Annotated in this window: 16 protein-coding genes and 1 tRNA gene; 9 read left to right on the plus strand and 8 right to left on the minus strand. The window is 73.9% G+C overall.

Annotation, left to right across the window (positions count from 1 at the left end):
* The first annotated feature begins 294 nt into the window (after positions 1-294).
* The 3 genes from Sfr03f_RS24290 (at position 295) to Sfr03f_RS24300 (ending at position 3,869) form a co-directional block, all read left to right on the plus strand.
* Complete coding sequence (locus Sfr03f_RS24290; protein WP_108956157.1) at positions 295-1,101, plus strand: MIP/aquaporin family protein; 807 nt, start codon at positions 295-297, stop codon at positions 1,099-1,101.
* A 95-nt stretch (positions 1,102-1,196) separates the two neighbouring features.
* The gene (gene glpK, locus Sfr03f_RS24295; RefSeq protein ID WP_108956158.1) at positions 1,197-2,729 is read left to right on the plus strand and encodes a glycerol kinase GlpK; all 1,533 of its coding nucleotides are present in this window, start codon (positions 1,197-1,199) and stop codon (positions 2,727-2,729) included.
* 186 nt (positions 2,730-2,915) lie between these two features.
* On the plus strand, positions 2,916-3,869 hold the full coding sequence (locus tag Sfr03f_RS24300; protein ID WP_108956159.1) for a PAC2 family protein: 954 nt from the start codon (positions 2,916-2,918) through the stop codon (positions 3,867-3,869).
* 89 nt (positions 3,870-3,958) lie between these two features.
* Here the strand turns inward: Sfr03f_RS24300 and mshC are convergent, their stop codons facing one another.
* The 4 genes from mshC to Sfr03f_RS24320 form a co-directional block, all read right to left on the minus strand.
* Positions 3,959-5,188 carry a cysteine--1-D-myo-inosityl 2-amino-2-deoxy-alpha-D-glucopyranoside ligase gene (gene mshC, locus Sfr03f_RS24305; protein ID WP_108956160.1) on the minus strand — a complete coding sequence of 410 codons (1,230 nt, stop codon included), beginning with the start codon at positions 5,186-5,188 and terminating at the stop codon, positions 3,959-3,961.
* A gap of 134 nt (positions 5,189-5,322) precedes the next feature.
* Positions 5,323-6,153, minus strand: a complete 831-nt coding sequence (locus Sfr03f_RS24310) for an SCO1664 family protein (protein ID WP_174721643.1) — start codon at positions 6,151-6,153, stop codon at positions 5,323-5,325.
* On the minus strand, positions 6,123-6,707 hold the full coding sequence (locus Sfr03f_RS24315) for a DUF3090 domain-containing protein (protein WP_108956161.1): 585 nt from the start codon (positions 6,705-6,707) through the stop codon (positions 6,123-6,125). Before Sfr03f_RS24315 ends, Sfr03f_RS24310 begins: the two co-directional genes overlap by 31 nt.
* Positions 6,708-6,771: 64 nt before the next feature.
* Positions 6,772-7,470 (minus strand): histidine phosphatase family protein, encoded by a 699-nt coding sequence (locus Sfr03f_RS24320; RefSeq protein ID WP_108956162.1) that lies wholly within the window; start codon positions 7,468-7,470, stop codon positions 6,772-6,774.
* A 76-nt stretch (positions 7,471-7,546) separates the two neighbouring features.
* Between Sfr03f_RS24320 and Sfr03f_RS24325 the strand changes: the two genes are divergently transcribed.
* A complete protein-coding gene (locus tag Sfr03f_RS24325; protein WP_170145147.1) occupies positions 7,547-8,548 on the plus strand; it encodes a magnesium and cobalt transport protein CorA in 1,002 nt (333 codons plus the stop codon).
* A gap of 64 nt (positions 8,549-8,612) precedes the next feature.
* On the opposite strand, the gene Sfr03f_RS24330 is transcribed toward Sfr03f_RS24325, so the two are convergent.
* Positions 8,613-8,700: transfer RNA gene (locus Sfr03f_RS24330), tRNA-Leu, on the minus strand.
* Between the two features lie 163 nt (positions 8,701-8,863).
* On the opposite strand from Sfr03f_RS24330, the gene Sfr03f_RS24335 reads away from it, so the two are divergent.
* From Sfr03f_RS24335 to Sfr03f_RS24345, 3 genes are all read left to right on the plus strand, one after another.
* Positions 8,864-10,174, plus strand: coding sequence for a M20/M25/M40 family metallo-hydrolase (locus Sfr03f_RS24335; protein ID WP_108956164.1), 1,311 nt, complete (start codon positions 8,864-8,866; stop codon positions 10,172-10,174).
* Positions 10,175-10,310: 136 nt separating this feature from the next.
* Positions 10,311-10,544, plus strand: a complete 234-nt coding sequence (chpH, locus tag Sfr03f_RS24340; protein WP_108956165.1) for a chaplin ChpH — start codon at positions 10,311-10,313, stop codon at positions 10,542-10,544.
* A 114-nt stretch (positions 10,545-10,658) separates the two neighbouring features.
* A complete protein-coding gene (locus Sfr03f_RS24345; protein WP_108956166.1) occupies positions 10,659-11,462 on the plus strand; it encodes a chaplin in 804 nt (267 codons plus the stop codon).
* Positions 11,463-11,536: 74 nt separating this feature from the next.
* On the opposite strand, the gene Sfr03f_RS24350 is transcribed toward Sfr03f_RS24345, so the two are convergent.
* A complete protein-coding gene (locus tag Sfr03f_RS24350) occupies positions 11,537-11,725 on the minus strand; it encodes a DUF5703 family protein (RefSeq protein ID WP_108956220.1) in 189 nt (62 codons plus the stop codon).
* A gap of 47 nt (positions 11,726-11,772) precedes the next feature.
* On the opposite strand from Sfr03f_RS24350, the gene Sfr03f_RS24355 reads away from it, so the two are divergent.
* Positions 11,773-12,408, plus strand: a complete 636-nt coding sequence (locus Sfr03f_RS24355; protein ID WP_108956167.1) for a hypothetical protein — start codon at positions 11,773-11,775, stop codon at positions 12,406-12,408.
* Positions 12,409-12,549: 141 nt separating this feature from the next.
* Here Sfr03f_RS24355 and Sfr03f_RS24360 read toward each other — a convergent pair whose 3' ends face one another.
* On the minus strand, positions 12,550-14,898 hold the full coding sequence (locus Sfr03f_RS24360; protein ID WP_108956168.1) for a helix-hairpin-helix domain-containing protein: 2,349 nt from the start codon (positions 14,896-14,898) through the stop codon (positions 12,550-12,552).
* A complete protein-coding gene (locus Sfr03f_RS24365) occupies positions 14,895-15,878 on the minus strand; it encodes an aldo/keto reductase (RefSeq protein WP_108956169.1) in 984 nt (327 codons plus the stop codon). The genes Sfr03f_RS24360 and Sfr03f_RS24365 overlap by 4 nt, the downstream gene beginning before the upstream one ends.
* A gap of 183 nt (positions 15,879-16,061) precedes the next feature.
* Between Sfr03f_RS24365 and Sfr03f_RS24370 the strand changes: the two genes are divergently transcribed.
* The gene (locus Sfr03f_RS24370) at positions 16,062-17,117 is read left to right on the plus strand and encodes an LLM class F420-dependent oxidoreductase (RefSeq protein WP_108956170.1); all 1,056 of its coding nucleotides are present in this window, start codon (positions 16,062-16,064) and stop codon (positions 17,115-17,117) included.
* The last annotated feature ends 82 nt before the right edge of the window (positions 17,118-17,199 follow it).

The raw sequence follows: 17,199 nt of genomic DNA on the forward strand, positions 1-17,199 counted from the left end.
CTCCCTGGGATGCGACGGCTGTCGGCTTTGCGCGGTCGCGGACCGATTCCGCGGGGTGCGCACCAGCTCAGCCTAGCCGGGGTGTCCGCACGGTGGCGCTCCGGTCCACTGTGCGGACGCCGCCGGACGGCCGTACGGCGGACCCGCGAAGGGCGTAGGGGCGGCGCGCCGCGGACGCGTGGGCGGGGCCCGGCGGAGGTGGACGGGAGGGCGGTGGGCAGGCCGGGATCTTGGCGTAATCACGCCATCACCCTCAGGTATCGCCCCTGGGGTCCCGTCGTTACCATCCGAAGGATGACGAGCTCCCAGATCTTCATCGGCGAGACAGTAGGGACGGCTCTTCTCATCCTCCTCGGCGGCGGCGTGTGCGCCGCCGTCACACTCAAGGCGTCCAAGGCCCGTAACGCCGGATGGCTCTCCATCGCCTTCGGCTGGGGCCTGGCCGTGATGGTCGCGGTCTACGCCACGGGCCCCGTGTCCGGGGCCCACCTCAATCCGGCGGTCACCCTGGCCCTGGCCCTGAACGGCGGCACCGCCTGGGCGGACCTGCCGCTGTACTGGGCCGGGCAGATGCTCGGCGCGATGATCGGCGCGGCCCTCGTCTGGGTCGCCTACTACGGGCAGTTCCACGCCCATCTGACCGACCACGAGATCGTCGGCGGTCCCGGCGCGCAGAGGACGCCGACCGCCGAGGGCAAGGCGGTCGAGGCGCGGGAACCGGCCGCCGGACCGGTGCTGGGCGTCTTCTCCACCGGCCCGGAGATCCGCAAACCGCTGCAGAACCTCCTGACGGAGATCATCGGCACCGTGGTCCTGCTGCTCGGCGTGCTCACCCAGGGCCTGAACGCCGACGGCGACGGCCTGGGTCCGATGGGCGGTCTGGTCACCGCCCTGCTCGTGGTCGCGATCGGCCTGTCGCTGGGCGGCCCGACCGGCTACGCCATCAACCCGGCCCGCGACCTGGGCCCCCGGGTGACGCACGCGCTCCTGCCCCTGCCCAACAAGGGCGGCTCCGACTGGGGGTACGCCTGGGTGCCGGTGGCCGGTCCCCTGATCGGGGCGGTGGTCGCGGCGGGTCTCTACCGGTGGCTGTTCCCCTGAGAGACCATGCGCACGCCGCGGTGGAGCAGACGCACCGACCCGCACGTACCACGTCCGCAGACCTCGGGGAGTGACAAGTGACCGACCAGCAGCCAGTGACCCAAGGACGCAGCGCCGGCCCGTACATCGCGGCCATCGACCAGGGCACCACGTCGACCCGCTGCATCGTCTTCGACCGCGACGGCCGGATCGTCGCGGTGGACCAGAAGGAGCACGAACAGATCCTCCCCAGGCCGGGGTGGGTCGAGCACGACGCGATGGAGATCTGGGCCAACCTGGAGGAGGTGGTCGCCGGCGCGATCGGCGCGGCGGGCGTCACCCGGGACGACATCGTGGCGATCGGCATCACCAACCAGCGCGAGACGACCGTGCTGTGGGACCGGCACACCGGCCGCCCGGTGCACAACGCGATCGTCTGGCAGGACACCCGCACCGACGCGCTCTGCCGCGAGCTGGGCCGCAACGTGGGCCAGGACCGCTTCCGCCGGGAGACCGGCCTGCCGCTGGCGTCCTACTTCGCCGGGCCCAAGGCGCGCTGGCTGCTGGACCGGGTGGACGGCCTGCGGGAGCGGGCGGAGGCCGGGGACATCCTCTTCGGCACGATGGACAGCTGGGTGATCTGGAACCTGACCGGCGGGGTGGACGGCGGGCGGCACGTCACCGACGTCACCAACGCCTCCCGCACCCTGCTGATGAACCTGCGCACCCTCGACTGGGACGAGCGGATCTGCGAGTCGATCGGCGTGCCCGCCGCGATGCTGCCGGAGATCCGCTCCTCCGCCGAGGAGTACGGGAAGATCAGGGGCGGTCGCCTGGGCCACCTGCTGGGCGGCATCCCGGTGGCCTCGGCGCTGGGCGACCAGCAGGCCGCGCTGTTCGGCCAGACCTGCTTCGCCGAGGGCGAGGGCAAGTCGACCTACGGCACCGGCACCTTCCTGCTGATGAACACCGGCGAGAAGATCATCAACTCCTACAGCGGCCTGATCACCACGGTCGGCTACCGGATCGGCGCCCAGAAGCCGGTCTACGCGCTGGAGGGGTCCATCGCGGTCACCGGCTCGCTGGTGCAGTGGATGCGCGACCAGATGGGGATGATCTCCAGCGCGGCCGAGATCGAGCCGCTGGCCGCCTCGGTGGAGGACAACGGCGGCGCGTACTTCGTGCCGGCGTTCTCCGGCCTGTTCGCCCCGTACTGGCGCTCCGACGCCCGCGGGGTGATCGCCGGGCTCACCCGGTACGTCACCAAGGCGCACCTGGCGCGCGCGGTGCTGGAGGCCACCGCCTGGCAGACCCGCGAGATCACCGACGCCATGGCCAAGGACTCCGGCGTCCAGTTGGCGACGCTGCGGGTGGACGGCGGCATGACCGCCAACGACCTGCTGATGCAAATCCTCGCGGACTGCCTGGACGCGCCGGTGGTGCGTCCCGAGGTGTCCGAGACGACCTGTCTGGGCGCGGCCTACGCGGCGGGCCTGGCGGTCGGCTTCTGGAAGAGCGTGGACGAGCTGCGCGCCAACTGGCGCCAGGACGCCGAGTGGACGCCCGGGATGGACCCGGCGGTCCGCGACCGCGAGTACCGCAACTGGCACAAGGCGGTGCAGCGGACGATGGACTGGGTCGAGGAGTGAGCGGGTGACGTCCGGGCGGCCCCGGCGCGCGGGAAACCGGTCGGCGCCCGGGGCCGCCGGGGCGGGTGTGCACTCCTTCCTCTCGGGGCAGTGATCGCTCACGGGCCCCTCGAGGGGCTGCGGGCAGTGCCCTCGATGGCCGTAAGGTTGTGGCGTACGCGAGGGATCGTCGGAAGGAGGCGCTGGGTGATCGAGCTCGAGGGGGTTCCCGAGCTGATCGACCCGGTCATGGTGGCCGCGTTCGAAGGCTGGAACGATGCCGGTGACGCCGCCTCCGCCGCGGTCGCGCATCTCGAGAAGGAGTGGAAGGGCGAGGTGTTCGCGGCGCTGGACGCCGAGGACTACTACGACTTCCAGGTCAACCGGCCCACCGTGTGGCTGGACAACGGGGTCCGCAAGATCACCTGGCCGACGACCCGGCTGTCGGTGGTGCGCGTGGGCGGGGACAAGCCGCGCGACCTGGTGCTGGTCCGCGGCATCGAGCCGTCGATGCGCTGGCGCACCTTCTGCAACGAGCTGCTCGGCTTCGCGCACGAGCTGGGCGTGGAGCTGGTGGTGATCCTGGGCGCGCTGCTCGGCGACACCCCGCACACCCGGCCGGTGCCGATCAGCGGGACCACCTCCGACGCCGACCTGGCGCGGCGGATGGACCTGGAGGAGACCAAGTACGAGGGTCCCACCGGCATCGTGGGCGTGCTGCAGGAGGCCTGCACGCACGCCGGGGTGCCGGCGGTGAGCCTGTGGGCGGCGGTGCCGCACTACGTGTCGCAGCCGCCGAACCCGAAGGCCTCGCTGGCGCTGCTGAACCGGCTGGAGGACCTGATCGACATCCGCGTCCCGCTGGGCGAGCTCCCGGAGGACGCGCGCGCCTGGCAGGTCGGCGTGGACCAGCTGGCCGCCGAGGACAGCGAGGTCGCCGAGTACGTGCAGACCCTGGAGGAGGCGCGGGACACCGCGGACCTCCCCGAGGCATCCGGCGAGGCGATCGCGCGCGAGTTCGAGCGGTACCTGCGCCGCCGGGACACCCCGGGCGGACGCTCCCGCCCCGGGAAGCCGCCGCGGGCAGGGGACGACGAGGACCCGCCGCAGGGACCCGGTCCGGGGCCCGGCGCGGGTCCGGGCGCGGGCTCGGAGGACTGACCCGGTCGCCGCCGCGGGACGACCGGAACGAGGGAGGCTCCCCACGCCGTCGGGCGTGGGGAGCCTCCCTCGTGCGTGTCCGCCGGCCCTTACAGCGCGACGCCGAGCAGGGCGTCGACCGCGCGGGTGACCACGCCGGGGGCGCCGATGTCCTGGCCGCCGGTGCTGTGCTGGACGGCGGCCCAGCGGTCCACCGCGGCCAGCGCGGCGGGGGCGTCGAGGTCGTCGGCGAGGGCGTCGCGGATCTCCTCGACCAGCGCGTCGGCGGGCGGGCCGTCCGGCCGGGAGACGGCTGCGCGCCAGCGGTCCAGGCGCTCGACGGCGTCCCGCAGGACCTGGTCGGTCCACTCCCAGTCGCTGCGGTAGTGGTGCGCGAGCAGGGCCAGCCGTATGGCGGCCGGGTCGACGCCGTCCGCGCGCAGCCGGGAGACGAAGACCAGGTTGCCCCTGGACTTCGACATCTTCTCGCCGTCCAGGCCGACCATGCCGGCGTGGACATACGCCTTGGCCATGGGGTACTCGCCGGTCAGCACCTGGGCGTGCGAGGCGCCCATCTCGTGGTGCGGGAAGGCGAGGTCGGAGCCGCCGCCCTGCACGTCGAAGCCCATGCCGAGGTGGTCCAGGGCGATGGCGACGCACTCGATGTGCCAGCCCGGGCGGCCGCGGCCGAGGCTGCCGCCGTCCCAGCTGGGCTCGCCCTCGCGGGCGGCCATCCACAGCATCGGGTCGAGGGGGTTCTTCTTGCCGGGGCGCTCCGGGTCGCCGCCGCGCTCGGCGGACAGCAGCCGCATCGCGGCGGCGTCGAGGTTCGACACCTGCCCGAAGTGCGGGTCGGACTCGACGGAGAAGTAGACGTCGCCCTCGAGCTCGTAGGCCGCGCCGGCCGCGAGCAGGCGCTCCACCAGCGGGACGATGCCGGGGATGGCCTCCACGGCGCCGATGTAGTGCTTCGGCGGCAGCATCCGCAGGGCCGTCATGTCCTCGCGGAACAGGGCCGTCTCGCGCTCGGCGAGGGCCACCCAGTCGACGTCGTCGCGCTGGGCGCGCTCGAGCAGGGGGTCGTCGACGTCGGTGACGTTCTGGACGTAGTGGACCTGGCGCTTGGTGTCCAGCCAGACGCGCTGGACGAGATCGAACGCGTTGTAGGTCGCCGCGTGACCCATGTGGGTGGCGTCGTAGGGCGTGATGCCGCAGACGTAGATGCGGGCGACGGGGCCGGGGGTGAGGGTGACGCGACCACCGGTCGCGGTGTCGTGGATCCTCAGGTCGCGGCCCTGACCGGGCAGGGCGGGGACGTCGGAAGCGGGCCAGGCATGCATGTCACGAGACTAACCGGACAGGTGTTCCGGCCACGAACCGGTCCGCGCCACACGGCCTCCACGTGACCGAAGAGGCACTCTTGCGTGATCGCCTCCACCGTGCACCCGGCCGTCGGGCGGCCCGGCGCGGGCCGTCAGATCGGGGGCCACGGCAGGGCGGGCCACTCGCCGCCCGGCTGCGGATGCGTCCCGCTCTCCAGGAGGGCGGCGATCCGCGCCCGGGTGGCGTCCAGCTCCGCGGCGGTGATCAGGGGGGCGAGGCGCCCGGTGAGGGGGCCGTCGTCGGCCAGCGCGGCCGACAGGCCGCGCAGGGCCTCCACGGCCTCCGGCGGGAGCGGCTCGCCGGCCCAGCCCCACAGCAGCGTGCGCAGCTTGTCCTCGGTGTGGAAGGTCACCCCGTGGTCGATGCCGTACAGCTCCCCGCCGGGCCCCCTCAGCAGGTGGCCGCCCTTGCGGTCGGCGTTGTTGATCACCGCGTCCAGCACGGCGAGCCGCCGCAGGCGCGCGTCGTCGGCGTGCACCAGCAGGGCGGTGCGCCCTTCCCCCACCTCGGCGAGGCCGATCTCCTTCCAGCCCGGCCCTGGATTCGCCGGGTCGACCAGGGCGAGCAGTTCGCTGCCCGGCTCCGGCTCGTCCGGCTGCTCGATCCACAGCTGGCACATGCCCTCGCCGTAGGGCCCCTCGCGCAGCACGGTGGGCGGGACCAGCCCCCAGCCGGTGGCCTCGGACACCTCGTAGGCGGCCACCTCGCGGCGGGCGAGGTTCCCGTCGGGGAAGTCCCACAGCGGGCGCTCCCCCGCCACCGGCTTGTAGACGCACGCCGCCTCCTGCCCGTCGAGCGCGACGGTGCAGTACAGGGCGGCGTTGGACGCCTCCGGGATCCGGCCGCGCACGGTGAGCCCGCCGCGGGCCAGCAGCTCGGCGGGCGGCAGGCTCAGCGCCGGTATCCGTTCTGGCGCGGACATACGTGTCCCTCCGGGTCGAGCGGCAGGCTGCACAGGGGGCACGGCGGGCGCCCCGCGTCGACGACCTCCATGGCGCGCTTGGCGAACGATCTCGCCTGCGCCCCGGTGAGCCGCACCCGCAGCACGGGCGGGCCGTTCTCCTCGTCCTGGAGCATCTGCTCCTCGGCGGCGGCCAGGTCCTCGTCGGTCTCCGCCTCCAGCTCGACCAGGGCCTGCGCCTCGACGACCATGCGCTGGTCGGAGCCGTCCCAGGCCAGGGCCATGGTGCCGACCCGGAACTCCTCGTCCACCGGTGTCTGCAGGGGCGCGGTGTCCAGGACGTCGGCGGGAGCGACCGCGGGGACGGAGGCGCTGCCGCCGCTGCGGCGCACCACCTCGTCCAGCAGCTCGTCCATCCGCTCGGCGAGCGCGGCGACCTGGGTCTTCTCCAGCGCGACGCTGGTCACCCGGGTCCCGGCGCTGGCCTGGAGGTAGAACGTACGGCGCCCGGGCAGCCCCACCGTGCCGGCCACGAAGCGGTCCGGCGGATCGTAGAGGAACACCTGACGTGACACGTCCTGTCTCCTGGGATTCGTCGTCGGGTACGGGCTGACGCGGTTCACCCTACTGCGGGGACGATCACGGTGCCCCGGCGCCGCCCCCGACCGTGGCGTCGCCGCCGGACGCCTCCGGCGCCCGGTCCGGGCGCGGGATCAGCGAGGCGAAGTCGCCGGTGTCGCCGAGGCGCACCAGGAAGGGCCGGGTGCGGGTGTAACGCACCACGGTCACCGAACAGGGCTCGACGGAGATCCGCTGGAACTGGTCGAGGTGCAGCCCCAGCGCGTCCGCGGCCAGCGACTTGATGATGTCGCCGTGGGAGCACATCAGGTAGACGGCGTCGGCACCGTGCTCGTCCTCGATCCGCCGGTTCCACTCCCGGACCGCCTCGGCGGCCCGGTGCTGCATGGCGCGCATCGACTCGCCGCCGGGGAACGCGGCGGCGGTGGGGTGGGCCTGCACGATCTCCATCAGCGGCTCGCCGGCCAGCTTGTCCAGCTTGCGGCCGGTCCAGTCGCCGTAGTCGCACTCGGTGATGCCGTCCTCGGTGTGGACGCGCAGCCCCGGGCGGGCGGCCAGCAGCGGCTGGACCGTCTCCCGGCAGCGCCGCAGCGGACTGGTGACGACCTCGGCCAGCGGCACCCCCTCCAGACGGGCCGGCAGGGCGGCGGCCTGCGCGGCGCCGCGTTCGTCGAGCGTCACACCGGGCATGCGTCCGGCGAGCAGTCCCGCGGTGTTGGCGGTGGAACGTCCGTGCCGGACCAGGATGAGCGTGGGCATGTCGCCCAGGGTAGGGGTACCAGGGACTGCGAGGGCCTCACCGTGGGGTCCGTCGGGACGAGGGAGAACGCACCAGGTGATCGTCGACTGCGCCGTCTACCGGGACGGGAAGCGGATCCCGGCCGAGGAGGACTACTCCGACGCCCTGGCACAGGCGCGCGCCGCAGGCAGCGGCTCGTCGTTCGTCTGGATCGGGCTGCACCAGCCCACCCCGGAGGAGTTCGACCTGGTCGCCAGCGAGTTCGGGCTCCACCCGCTGGCCGTCGAGGACGCCCTCAAGGCGCACCAGCGGCCGAAGCTGGAGGTCTACGACGACTCGCTCTTCGTGGTGCTCAAGCCGGTGGTCTACGAACCGCGCAGCGACCAGGTCTCCACGGGCGAGATCATGATCTTCCTGGGCGACGCCTTCGTGGTCACCGTCCGGCACGGCGACACACCGCTGCACGCGGTGCGCGACCGGCTGGAGCGGGAGCCGGACACCCTGGGGCGCGGTCCGACGGCGGTGCTGTACGCCATCGCCGACACCGTGGTCGACCACTACCTGGAGGTGGGGCGCGAGCTGCACACCGACCTGGAGGAGGTCGAGGCGGAGGTCTTCTCCCCGTCGGCGGGCGGCTCGCGGAACACCGCGGAGCGGATCTACACCTTCAAGCGGCAGGTCCTGGAGTTCCGCCGGGCCACCGGGCCGCTGACCGCCCCCGTGCTGCGGCTGGCCGAGAACGGCCGCGGCGGCAGCAGGGTGCCGTTCGTCGACGACGAGGCCCGGCCGTTCTTCCGTGACGTCGGCGACCACCTGATGCGGGTCAACGAGTCGGTGGAGGGGCTGGACCGCCTGATCTCCGACATCCTCTCGGCGCACCTGGCGCAGATGAGTGTCCGGCAGAACGACGACATGCGGAAGATCTCCGCCTGGGCGGCCATGGCCGCGGTGCCGACGATGATCGCCGGCATCTACGGGATGAACTTCGAGCACATGCCGGAGCTGACCTGGACCTGGTCCTACCCCGCGGTGATCGCGGTCATGGCGGTCATGGAGTACTTCCTCTTCCGGCTCTTCAAGAAGCGCGACTGGCTCTGACCGCCCGCCGCGGCGGGACGCGGCAACGCCGAAGGGCCGCGGTCGTCGACCGCGGCCCTTCGTGTGGTGTCCGAGGGGGGACTTGAACCCCCACGCCCGATAAAGGGCACTAGCACCTCAAGCTAGCGCGTCTGCCATTCCGCCACCCGGACAAGGTGTCTGTCGCTGCTGAGGGGTTTCTCTGTTCCCCTCGCGGCGACAGGAGAAACATTACCAGGCTTTCCAGGGTGCCCGATCACGCCCCCTCTCGTCCGTGTGGGCCAGGAGGGGGAGGATGTGGCAGGACCACATCCGGACGACAGCGGGAGGTAGCGCGTGAGCGAGAAGGTCACCGGGGAGGACGAGGTCGTCGACCTCTGCCGGGAGCTGATCCGGATCGACACCAGCAACTACGGCGACGGCTCGGGGCCGGGCGAGCGCAAGGCCGCCGAGTACGTGGCCGAGAAGCTCGCCGAGGTGGGCCTGGAGCCGAAGATCATCGAGTCGCGCCCCGGCCGGGCCTCCACCGTGGCGCGCATCGAGGGCGAGGACTCCTCCCGGCCGGCGCTGCTCATCCACGGCCACACCGACGTCGTCCCCGCCAACGCGGACGACTGGACGCACCACCCCTTCGCCGGGGAGATCGCCGACGGCTGCGTCTGGGGGCGCGGCGCGGTGGACATGCAGGACATGAACGCGATGACCCTGGCCGTGGTCCGCGAGCGCCTGCGCACCGGCCGCAAGCCCCCGCGGGACGTCGTGCTGGCGTTCCTGGCCGACGAGGAGGCCGGCGGCACCTACGGCGCGCGGCACCTGGTGGACAACCACCCGGACCTCTTCGAGGGCGTCACGGAGGCGATCGGCGAGGTCGGCGGCTTCTCCTTCACGGTCAACGAGAAGCTGCGGCTCTACCTGGTCGAGACGGCCCAGAAGGGCATGCACTGGATGCGGCTGACCGTGGACGGCACGGCCGGCCACGGTTCGATGACCAACCACGACAACGCGGTCACCGAACTGTGCGAGGCGGTCGGGCGGCTCGGCCGGCACACCTGGCCGGTGCGGGTGACCAAGACCGTCCGCTCGTTCCTGGACGAGCTCTCCGACGCCCTGGGCACCGAGCTCGACCCGGAGAACATGGAGGAGACGCTGGCCAAGCTGGGCGGCATCGCCAAGATGGTCGGCGCCACCCTGCGCAACTCGGCCGCGCCCACCATGCTCGGCGCCGGCTACAAGGTGAACGTCATCCCCGGCCAGGCGACCGCCCACGTCGACGGCCGCTTCCTGCCGGGCTACGAGGAGGAGTTCCTCGCCGACCTGGACCGGCTCCTCGGCCCCCGGGTACGGCGGGAGGACGTGCACGCGGACAAGGCCCTGGAGACGGACTTCGACGGCCGGCTGGTGGACGCCATGCAGAGCTCGCTGGTGGCGGAGGACCCCATCGCGCGGGCGGTGCCGTACATGCTTTCCGGCGGCACCGATGCCAAGTCCTTCGACGACCTGGGGATCCGCTGCTTCGGCTTCGCGCCGCTGAAGCTGCCCCCGGAGCTGGACTTCGCCGGGATGTTCCACGGCGTGGACGAGCGGGTGCCGGTCGACGGACTGAAGTTCGGGGTGCGGGTACTGGACCGCTTCCTCGACGCCTGCTGATCCGTCAATTCGGTCAGACGTCCAGCAGCCTCCCGGGACGGGTGAATGCGCTCATAGGCTCGTAGCCCTATTAGCCCTTCCTCGTTACAGGTGATGCGACCGCACTTGGGTCGCGTTTGCCTTTCCAGGAGGAATCATGATCAAGAAGATCGTCGCCGCCGCCGCTGCCACCGGTGGACTCGTGCTGGCCGGTGCGGGCATGGCCGCCGCCGACGCGGGAGCCGAGGGCGCCGCGGTCGGCTCCCCCGGTGTCGTCTCCGGCAACGTCATCCAGGTGCCCGTCCACGTGCCGGTGAACGTCTGCGGCAACACGATCAACGTCATCGGCCTGCTGAACCCGGCCTTCGGCAACGCCTGCGTCAACGGCTGACACTCGCTCCGTTCCACACGGCGCCGAGACGGCCGGCCCCGGGTTTCCCCCGGGGCCGGCCCGTCGGCCGCCCTCTCAGGTACCAGACAAGGTCGAAGGCAGGAAGTTCTCAGAATGCGACACGTCACCCGCAAGGGCCTGATGACCGTGGCGGCGGCGACCGGTGTCATCGCCGCGGCCGGAGGTCAGGCTCACGCCGACGCCCACGCCGGCGGCTCCGCGGCCAACTCCCCCGGCGTGCTGTCGGGGAACACCGTGCAGGTGCCGGTGAACATCGGCGTCGACGTCTGCGGCAACACCGTGAACGTCGTGGGTCTGCTCAACCCCGCGGCCGGCAACGGCTGCGCGATCGGCGGCGGCCACGGCTCCGGCAAGCACGACGGCGGCAAGCACGACGGCGGGAAGCACGGCGGTGGCAAGCACCGCGGTGGCCACGACGGCCACGGTGGCGCGCACGCCGACGGCCGGAGCTCCGGCTCGCCCGGCGTGGGATCCGGCAACACCGTCCAGGTGCCGGTGGACGTTCCGGTGAACGTCTGCGGCAACAGCGTCGACGTGGTCGGCCTCGGTAACGCCGCCGTGGGCAACGACTGCGTCAACGAGGGCACCGGCCGCCACCGCAAGCCCCCGGCCACGCCGGAGCGGCCCGACGAGCCGGGGAAGCCCGGAAAGCCGGACACCCCCGACACTCCGGGCAAGCCCGGGAAGCCCGGCAAGCCGGGGACCCCGGACAGGCCCGACACACCCGGTTCCCCCGCGACCCCGGACACCCCCGGAGGACCCGCCCCGCACGGTGGCACCCCGCCGCAGCTCGCCGAGACCGGCGCGGGCGTCCCGGCGGGAGCCGTGCTGCCGATCGGCGCGGGCGCGCTGCTGGCCGGCGTGATGCTCTTCCGCCGGGCGCGCGCCGCGGTGTGAGACACGTCTCCCCTCGGGAGACCTCCCAGGACGGGTGAAGCGGGCTCCGCCGAGGCGGGGCCCGCTTCACCCGTTCACCATGTCGCGCGTACCTGTCGGATGATCCGTCTGCGGAGGCGCACCCTGCGGCTGCCGTCCCGCATGAGGCTGAGGCGGTACAACTCCCAGTGCCCGTACTCCGCGTGGTCCGTCAGCAGGCGTGCCGTGTCCTTGCGGGAGACCCCGCGCGGTACGTACACGTCGACAAATTCGTATTCGGCCATCCCATCCATTGTGCGGGCACCCGCCCGGTACGGATAGCGTCTGCACCATGTCTGATGCTGCGCAGCCCACCGCTGCCGAGGTCCGTGCCGCCGTCGAGGCGGTCAAGGTCGCGCTCGACCGTCACCTTGCGGCGGTCGAACGGCGGTCGGGTGAGGACGACCCGGCCGTCCACGAGGCGTTCAACCAGCTGGCCGCGGCGGCCGAGGTCTACGACGAGCTGCTGTACACCGTCCACGACGAGGTGACGCCGTTCGAGATTCCGGGGATCGAGGAGTCGCTCCCGCCGTACGAGGGACCGGCCGAGCCGCAGGCGGTCGGCGTGCTGATCCGGCGGGACTACACCGTCGTCGAGCCGCAGCGGCTGCTGGCCGCGGCGCGCCGGATCGAGGAGGCGGACGAGGACGTGGCCGACGACCTCGGCGACGACGCGTTCTCCCGGACGACGCACGGCGCGCTGGGGCTGCTGTTCGGCGAGTACGAGCCGGACGAGATCGCCTCGCGGCACCGGGAGTTCGGGCTGGAGGAGGGTGACTCCACGCTCTGGGTGACGGCGCAGGAGGAGCCCGCCGAGCCCGGTGAGTGGCTCGCCGCCCCCTTCGAGGCCGCGGACCCCGCCCAGGTCGTCTGCCGCTTCGACGTCTCCGCGGTGTTCGACGACGACCCCGACGACGACCTGGGCTGACGGGACCGCCGCGCGGGCCCCGCGCGGCGGGTGCGGCCCGCGGCAGCGACGCGCGCGGCACCCCCTTCGCCCCGCAGAACCCCCACGGGCCCCGTGGGCGGCCCGGACCTCCCGGACCGCCCGCGGGGCTCTCCGCTTCCGTCAGGCCTGGCGGGCGGCCCGCAGGAGGGCCGGGAGGCGGGTCGTGCGGGGCCTGGGCACGCCGGAGGCGACCGCCTCGGCGAGGGCCGGGCCGACGCCCTGGACGACGGAGAGGTGCCGCTCCGCCCGGCCGAAGGCGGTGTACACCCACGCCCGGTCGAGCGCGGCCCCGGCGTCCCCGGGCAGCACCGCGACGACGGCGGGCCAGCGCTGCCCGACCGCCTGGTGGGCCGTCACGGCCCAGCCGTGGCGCAGGGTGCGCTCGACGGCGTCCGGCGGGACCACGACGGCCGCTCCGGCCAGGTCGAGGTGGAGTCCTTCGGCGTCCCCCTTGGCGACGCGCCCCAGGACCGTGCGCCCCGGCTCCGGCGACCAGGCGACGCGGTCCCCGGGGTCGAAGCCGCCGAAGCGGCCGGGACCGGGGTTGAACCGCTCCTTGAGCGCGGCGTTCAGCACCCGGGTGCCGACCGCGCCGCCGTGGCCGGGGGTGAGGACCTGGGTCTGCTCGGACGGGATCCCGATGGCCCGGGGCACCGAGTCCGCGATCAGCTGCACCGTCCGGTGCACCGCCTCGCGGGGGTCCCGGACCGGCACGACGGCGACCTCGTGACCGGGCGACTCGACGGCGATCAGCTCGCCCACCCCGATCGCGGAGACCAGCTCCCCGACCGGCCCGGGGTCGGGCGTCCGGGAGGCCACCTGCGGGCAGACCTTGGCGGCCAGCAGGTCGGCGAAGACCCGGCCGGGCCCGGCCGACCACAGCACCCCCGGATCGCCGGTGAGCACCAGCCGGGCGCCGTCCGGCAGCGACTCCACCAGCACGGCGGCGCTCTCCACGCCGAGCTGGGGCGCGTCGAGCACCACCAGCAGGTCGAGGCCGAGCGCCCCGTCGGCGTCCCGGCCCGGGCCCTGGGCCCCGGACAGCAGCCCGGCGGTGGTGACGACGGCCCGCTCGTCCACGGGAGAGCCGGCCAGCGCGGCGCGCAGCCGGCGGCGGCCGTCCGCGGTGTGGGTGACGGCACAGACCCGCAGCCCCAGGGAGGCCGCGGCGGCGAGCAGCGCGGCGGGTTCGGCGCGGGCCGCCTCACCGCCGGTGTGCAGCACCAGCGCGTGGCCGGCGACGGCGCGGACCAGGTCCGCGGCGGAGCCGCGGAGCCGCGCGGCGGCGGCCTCCCAGCCGTCCGCCGAGCCGGTGGGCGTGGTGTTGACCAGGCGGGCCAGGCCGTCGGCGAGGCTCTCCTCGGCCAGGGCGTACCGCTCGAGTCCGACCAGCACCCGCACCGGGTGCTCCTCCTCGCCCTCCTGCTGGTCCCCCTCCGCGGCCGCGGACGGCGCGGGGGCGGGGGCGGGGACGGGGGTCGCGGCGGGCACGTCGTCCAGGGCGTCCTGGAACACCAGCACGTCTCCCTCGGCCACGGCGCTCCGCACGGCGGCGTCCGGCTCGGGCACGCCCTGCGCGCCGAGGGCGGCGGCGAGAGCGGGCGCCTCCAGGGCGGTGTGCCCGGACAACGCCGCCCGCTCCAGCGCCCGGACCGTGAGGGCACGGCCGCGGCGCTCGTCGTCGGGACCGGCCTCGGATCCCAGCAGGGCGCGGGCGAAGGCGTCGGCGTGCTCCGGCCGCACTCCCTCGACCCGCAGCAGCTGCCAGGGGTCCTCGCGCAGCAGCGCGTCGGCGCCCTCGCCGAGCACGGCGGCGGCGGAGGGCGCGAGCGCCTCGGGGGCTCCCCCGGCCGCCAGGACGGCGCGGACGGCCTCCACGGCGGCCGGGTCGGGGCCGGTGGGGGCGGCGGCGGGCCGGGGGGCCGGGCGCTGCCGCTCGGGCTCCGGCACGGCGGGCCGGCGCGGGGCGGGCGGCTCACTGAACACGCTGCCCGCGGGCTTCTCGCCCTTCTCGACGGCGCGCACCGCGGCGAGCAGCTCGGCGGCGGTGCCGGACAGCTTCCCGCCGGCCTCCACCGGGCCCTGCCTGGCCGCCTTGCGGCGCTCGATCCGCTCCCGCTCCAGCTTCTGCGCGAGCAGCTCGGCCTCCGCCTCGGACATCTCCGGCGCGGCGGCCTGCTCCCCGGCCGCGGGCGCCTCGCCCTCCCCGGACTCCGCCTCCGCGCCGCCCCCGGCGTCCTCCCCGGGCTCGGCCTCCTCGCTGCCACCCGCCTCCCCGGACTCCGCCTCCGCGCTGCCACCGGCCTCCCCGGGCTCCGGCTCGGCGCCGCCGCCCTCCCCGGCGGCGTCCTCCGAAGCCTCCTCCGCGACCGCCCCGGGGGTCTCGTCGGCGGGCCCGGTGGCGGTCCCGGCGCCCTCGTCCCGCGGCCCCGGCTCGGGTTGCTCCGTGGTCTCGGGGTCCGTCGTCACAGCGTGCTCCAGTCGTGATCGGGATAGCGGTGCTCGGGCGCCGACACGTCGTCGAGAGCCCTGCAGATCTCGTCCGGAAGCGTAAGCGTCTCCACCGACAGTGCCGCCTCCAGCTGCTGCGGCGTGCGCGCCCCGACGATCGGGGCGGTCACTCCGGGCCGGTCGCGGATCCAGGCCAGCGACACCTGGAGCGGCGTGACCGCCAGCCCGTCGGCGGCGGTGGCGACCGCGTCGACGATGCGCGCGGCGGCGTCGTCGAGGTACGGGGCGACGAAGGGGGCGAGCTGCTCGGAGCCGCCGCGCGAGTCGGCGGGAGTGCCGGTGCGGTACTTGCCGGTGAGCACGCCGCGCCCGAGCGGCGAGGACGGCAGCAGGCCGATCCCGAGCTCCTTCGCGGCGGGCAGCACCTCGCGCTCGACGCCGCGCTGCAGCAGCGAGTACTCCATCTGGGTGCCGGCGAGCGCGGTCCGCGCGCCGGGGGCGGCGAGCTGCCAGGTGGCCGCCCGCGCGAGCTGCCAGCCGCAGAAGTTGGAGACCCCTACGTAGCGGGCCCGGCCGCTGGTCACGGCGATGTCGAGGGCCTGCAGCGTCTCCTCGAGCGGGGTGCAGTCGTCGTACGCGTGCACCTGCCACAGGTCGACGTGGTCGGTGCCGAGGCGGGCGAGCGAGGCGTCGAGGGCGGCCAGCAGGTGGCCGCGCGAGCCGTCGACCCGGCGCTCGGGGTCCGGCACGCTGCCCGCCTTGGTGGAGATGACCAGGTCCTCGCGCGGCACGAGGTCGGCGAGCAGCCTGCCCAGCAGGTACTCGGCCTCGCCCCCGCCGTATATGTCGGCGGTGTCGACCAGGGTGCCGCCGGCCTCCCAGAACGTCCTCAACAGGTCGGCCGCCTCGTGCTCCTCGGTGTCCCGGCCCCAGGTGAGGGTGCCGAGCCCGATGCGGGACACGCGCAGGCCGGTCCGGCCGAGATGCCTCTGCTTCATGGACGCGCACATTACTGGCCGGATTCCTCTCCCGGGGAACCCTGTGGACAACCCGGGCCCTGCCCTTACCGGCAGTCACCCTCCGACGTGACCCGCGTCGCCCCCTCCCCCGCTCCCCACCGGGCCCTTCGCGCGCTAGGGTCCTGCTGGACAGGGACGTTACTGATCGGTAAGGGGAGCGGTATGCGGCTCGGGATCAACCTCGGCTACTGGGGCGCCGGAATGGACTTGGACAACCTGGAGGTGGCCAAGGAGGCCGACCGTCTGGGTTACTCCGTCTGCTGGGCCGCGGAGGCCTACGGCTCCGACGCCGCCACGGTGCTCAGCTGGGTCGCGGCCCAGACGGAGCGCATCGACGTGGGTTCGGCGATCTTCCAGATCCCGGCCCGTCAGCCCGCGATGACGGCGATGACCGCGGCCACCCTGGACTCCCTCTCCGGCGGCCGTTTCCGCCTGGGTCTGGGCGTCTCGGGCCCGCAGGTCTCCGAGGGCTGGTACGGCGTCAAGTTCGACAAGCCGCTCGCCCGTACGCGTGAGTACGTGGAGATCATCCGCAAGGCGATGACCCGTGAGCGCCTGTCCTACGAGGGCCAGCACTGGACGCTGCCGCTGCCGGGCGGCCCGGGCAAGCCGCTGAAGCTGACCGTGCACCCGGAGCGCGAGCACATCCCGGTCTACATCGCGGCGATCGGCCCGAAGAACCTGGAGCAGACCGGCGAGATCGCGGACGGCGCGCTGCTGATCTTCCCGTCGGCCGACCACCTCGAGGAGACGGCGGTCCAGCACATCCGCGCGGGCCGCGAGAAGGTGGGCAAGACGCTGGAGGGCTTCGACATCGTCCCCACGCTGCCGCTGGCCGTGGGCGAGGACAAGGACGTCCCGGCGCTGGCCGACGCCTTCCGCCCCTACACCGCGCTGTACGTCGGCGGCATGGGCAGCCGGAAGCAGAACTTCTACAACCAGCTCGCCCAGCGCATGGGCTACGAGGAGGCCGCCGCCGCGATCCAGGACAAGTACCTGGCCGGCGACAAGGACGGCGCGGCCGCCGCGGTTCCGCAGGACCTGATCGACAGCACCACCCTGCTGGGCTCCGTGGACCGGATCGCCGACCGGATGAAGGCCTACGCCGCCGCCGGCGTCACCACCCTGACCCTGGCCCCGGCCGGCTTCACGCTCGAGGAGCGGATCACCGCGCTGCGCGCCGGCATGGAGGCCCTGGAGCGCGCCGGCCTCGCCTGAGACCGGCGCCGGACGCCCGGTCACCGAGGCCGGCGTCCGAGGCCCGGTACGCGAGCCGGTGCGCGAGGAAGTCCTGCGGCCG

Origin of the sequence: Streptomyces fragilis (assembly GCF_003112515.1) — a bacterium.
In the GTDB taxonomy this organism is placed as follows: Bacteria; Actinomycetota; Actinomycetes; order Streptomycetales; family Streptomycetaceae; genus Streptomyces; species Streptomyces fragilis.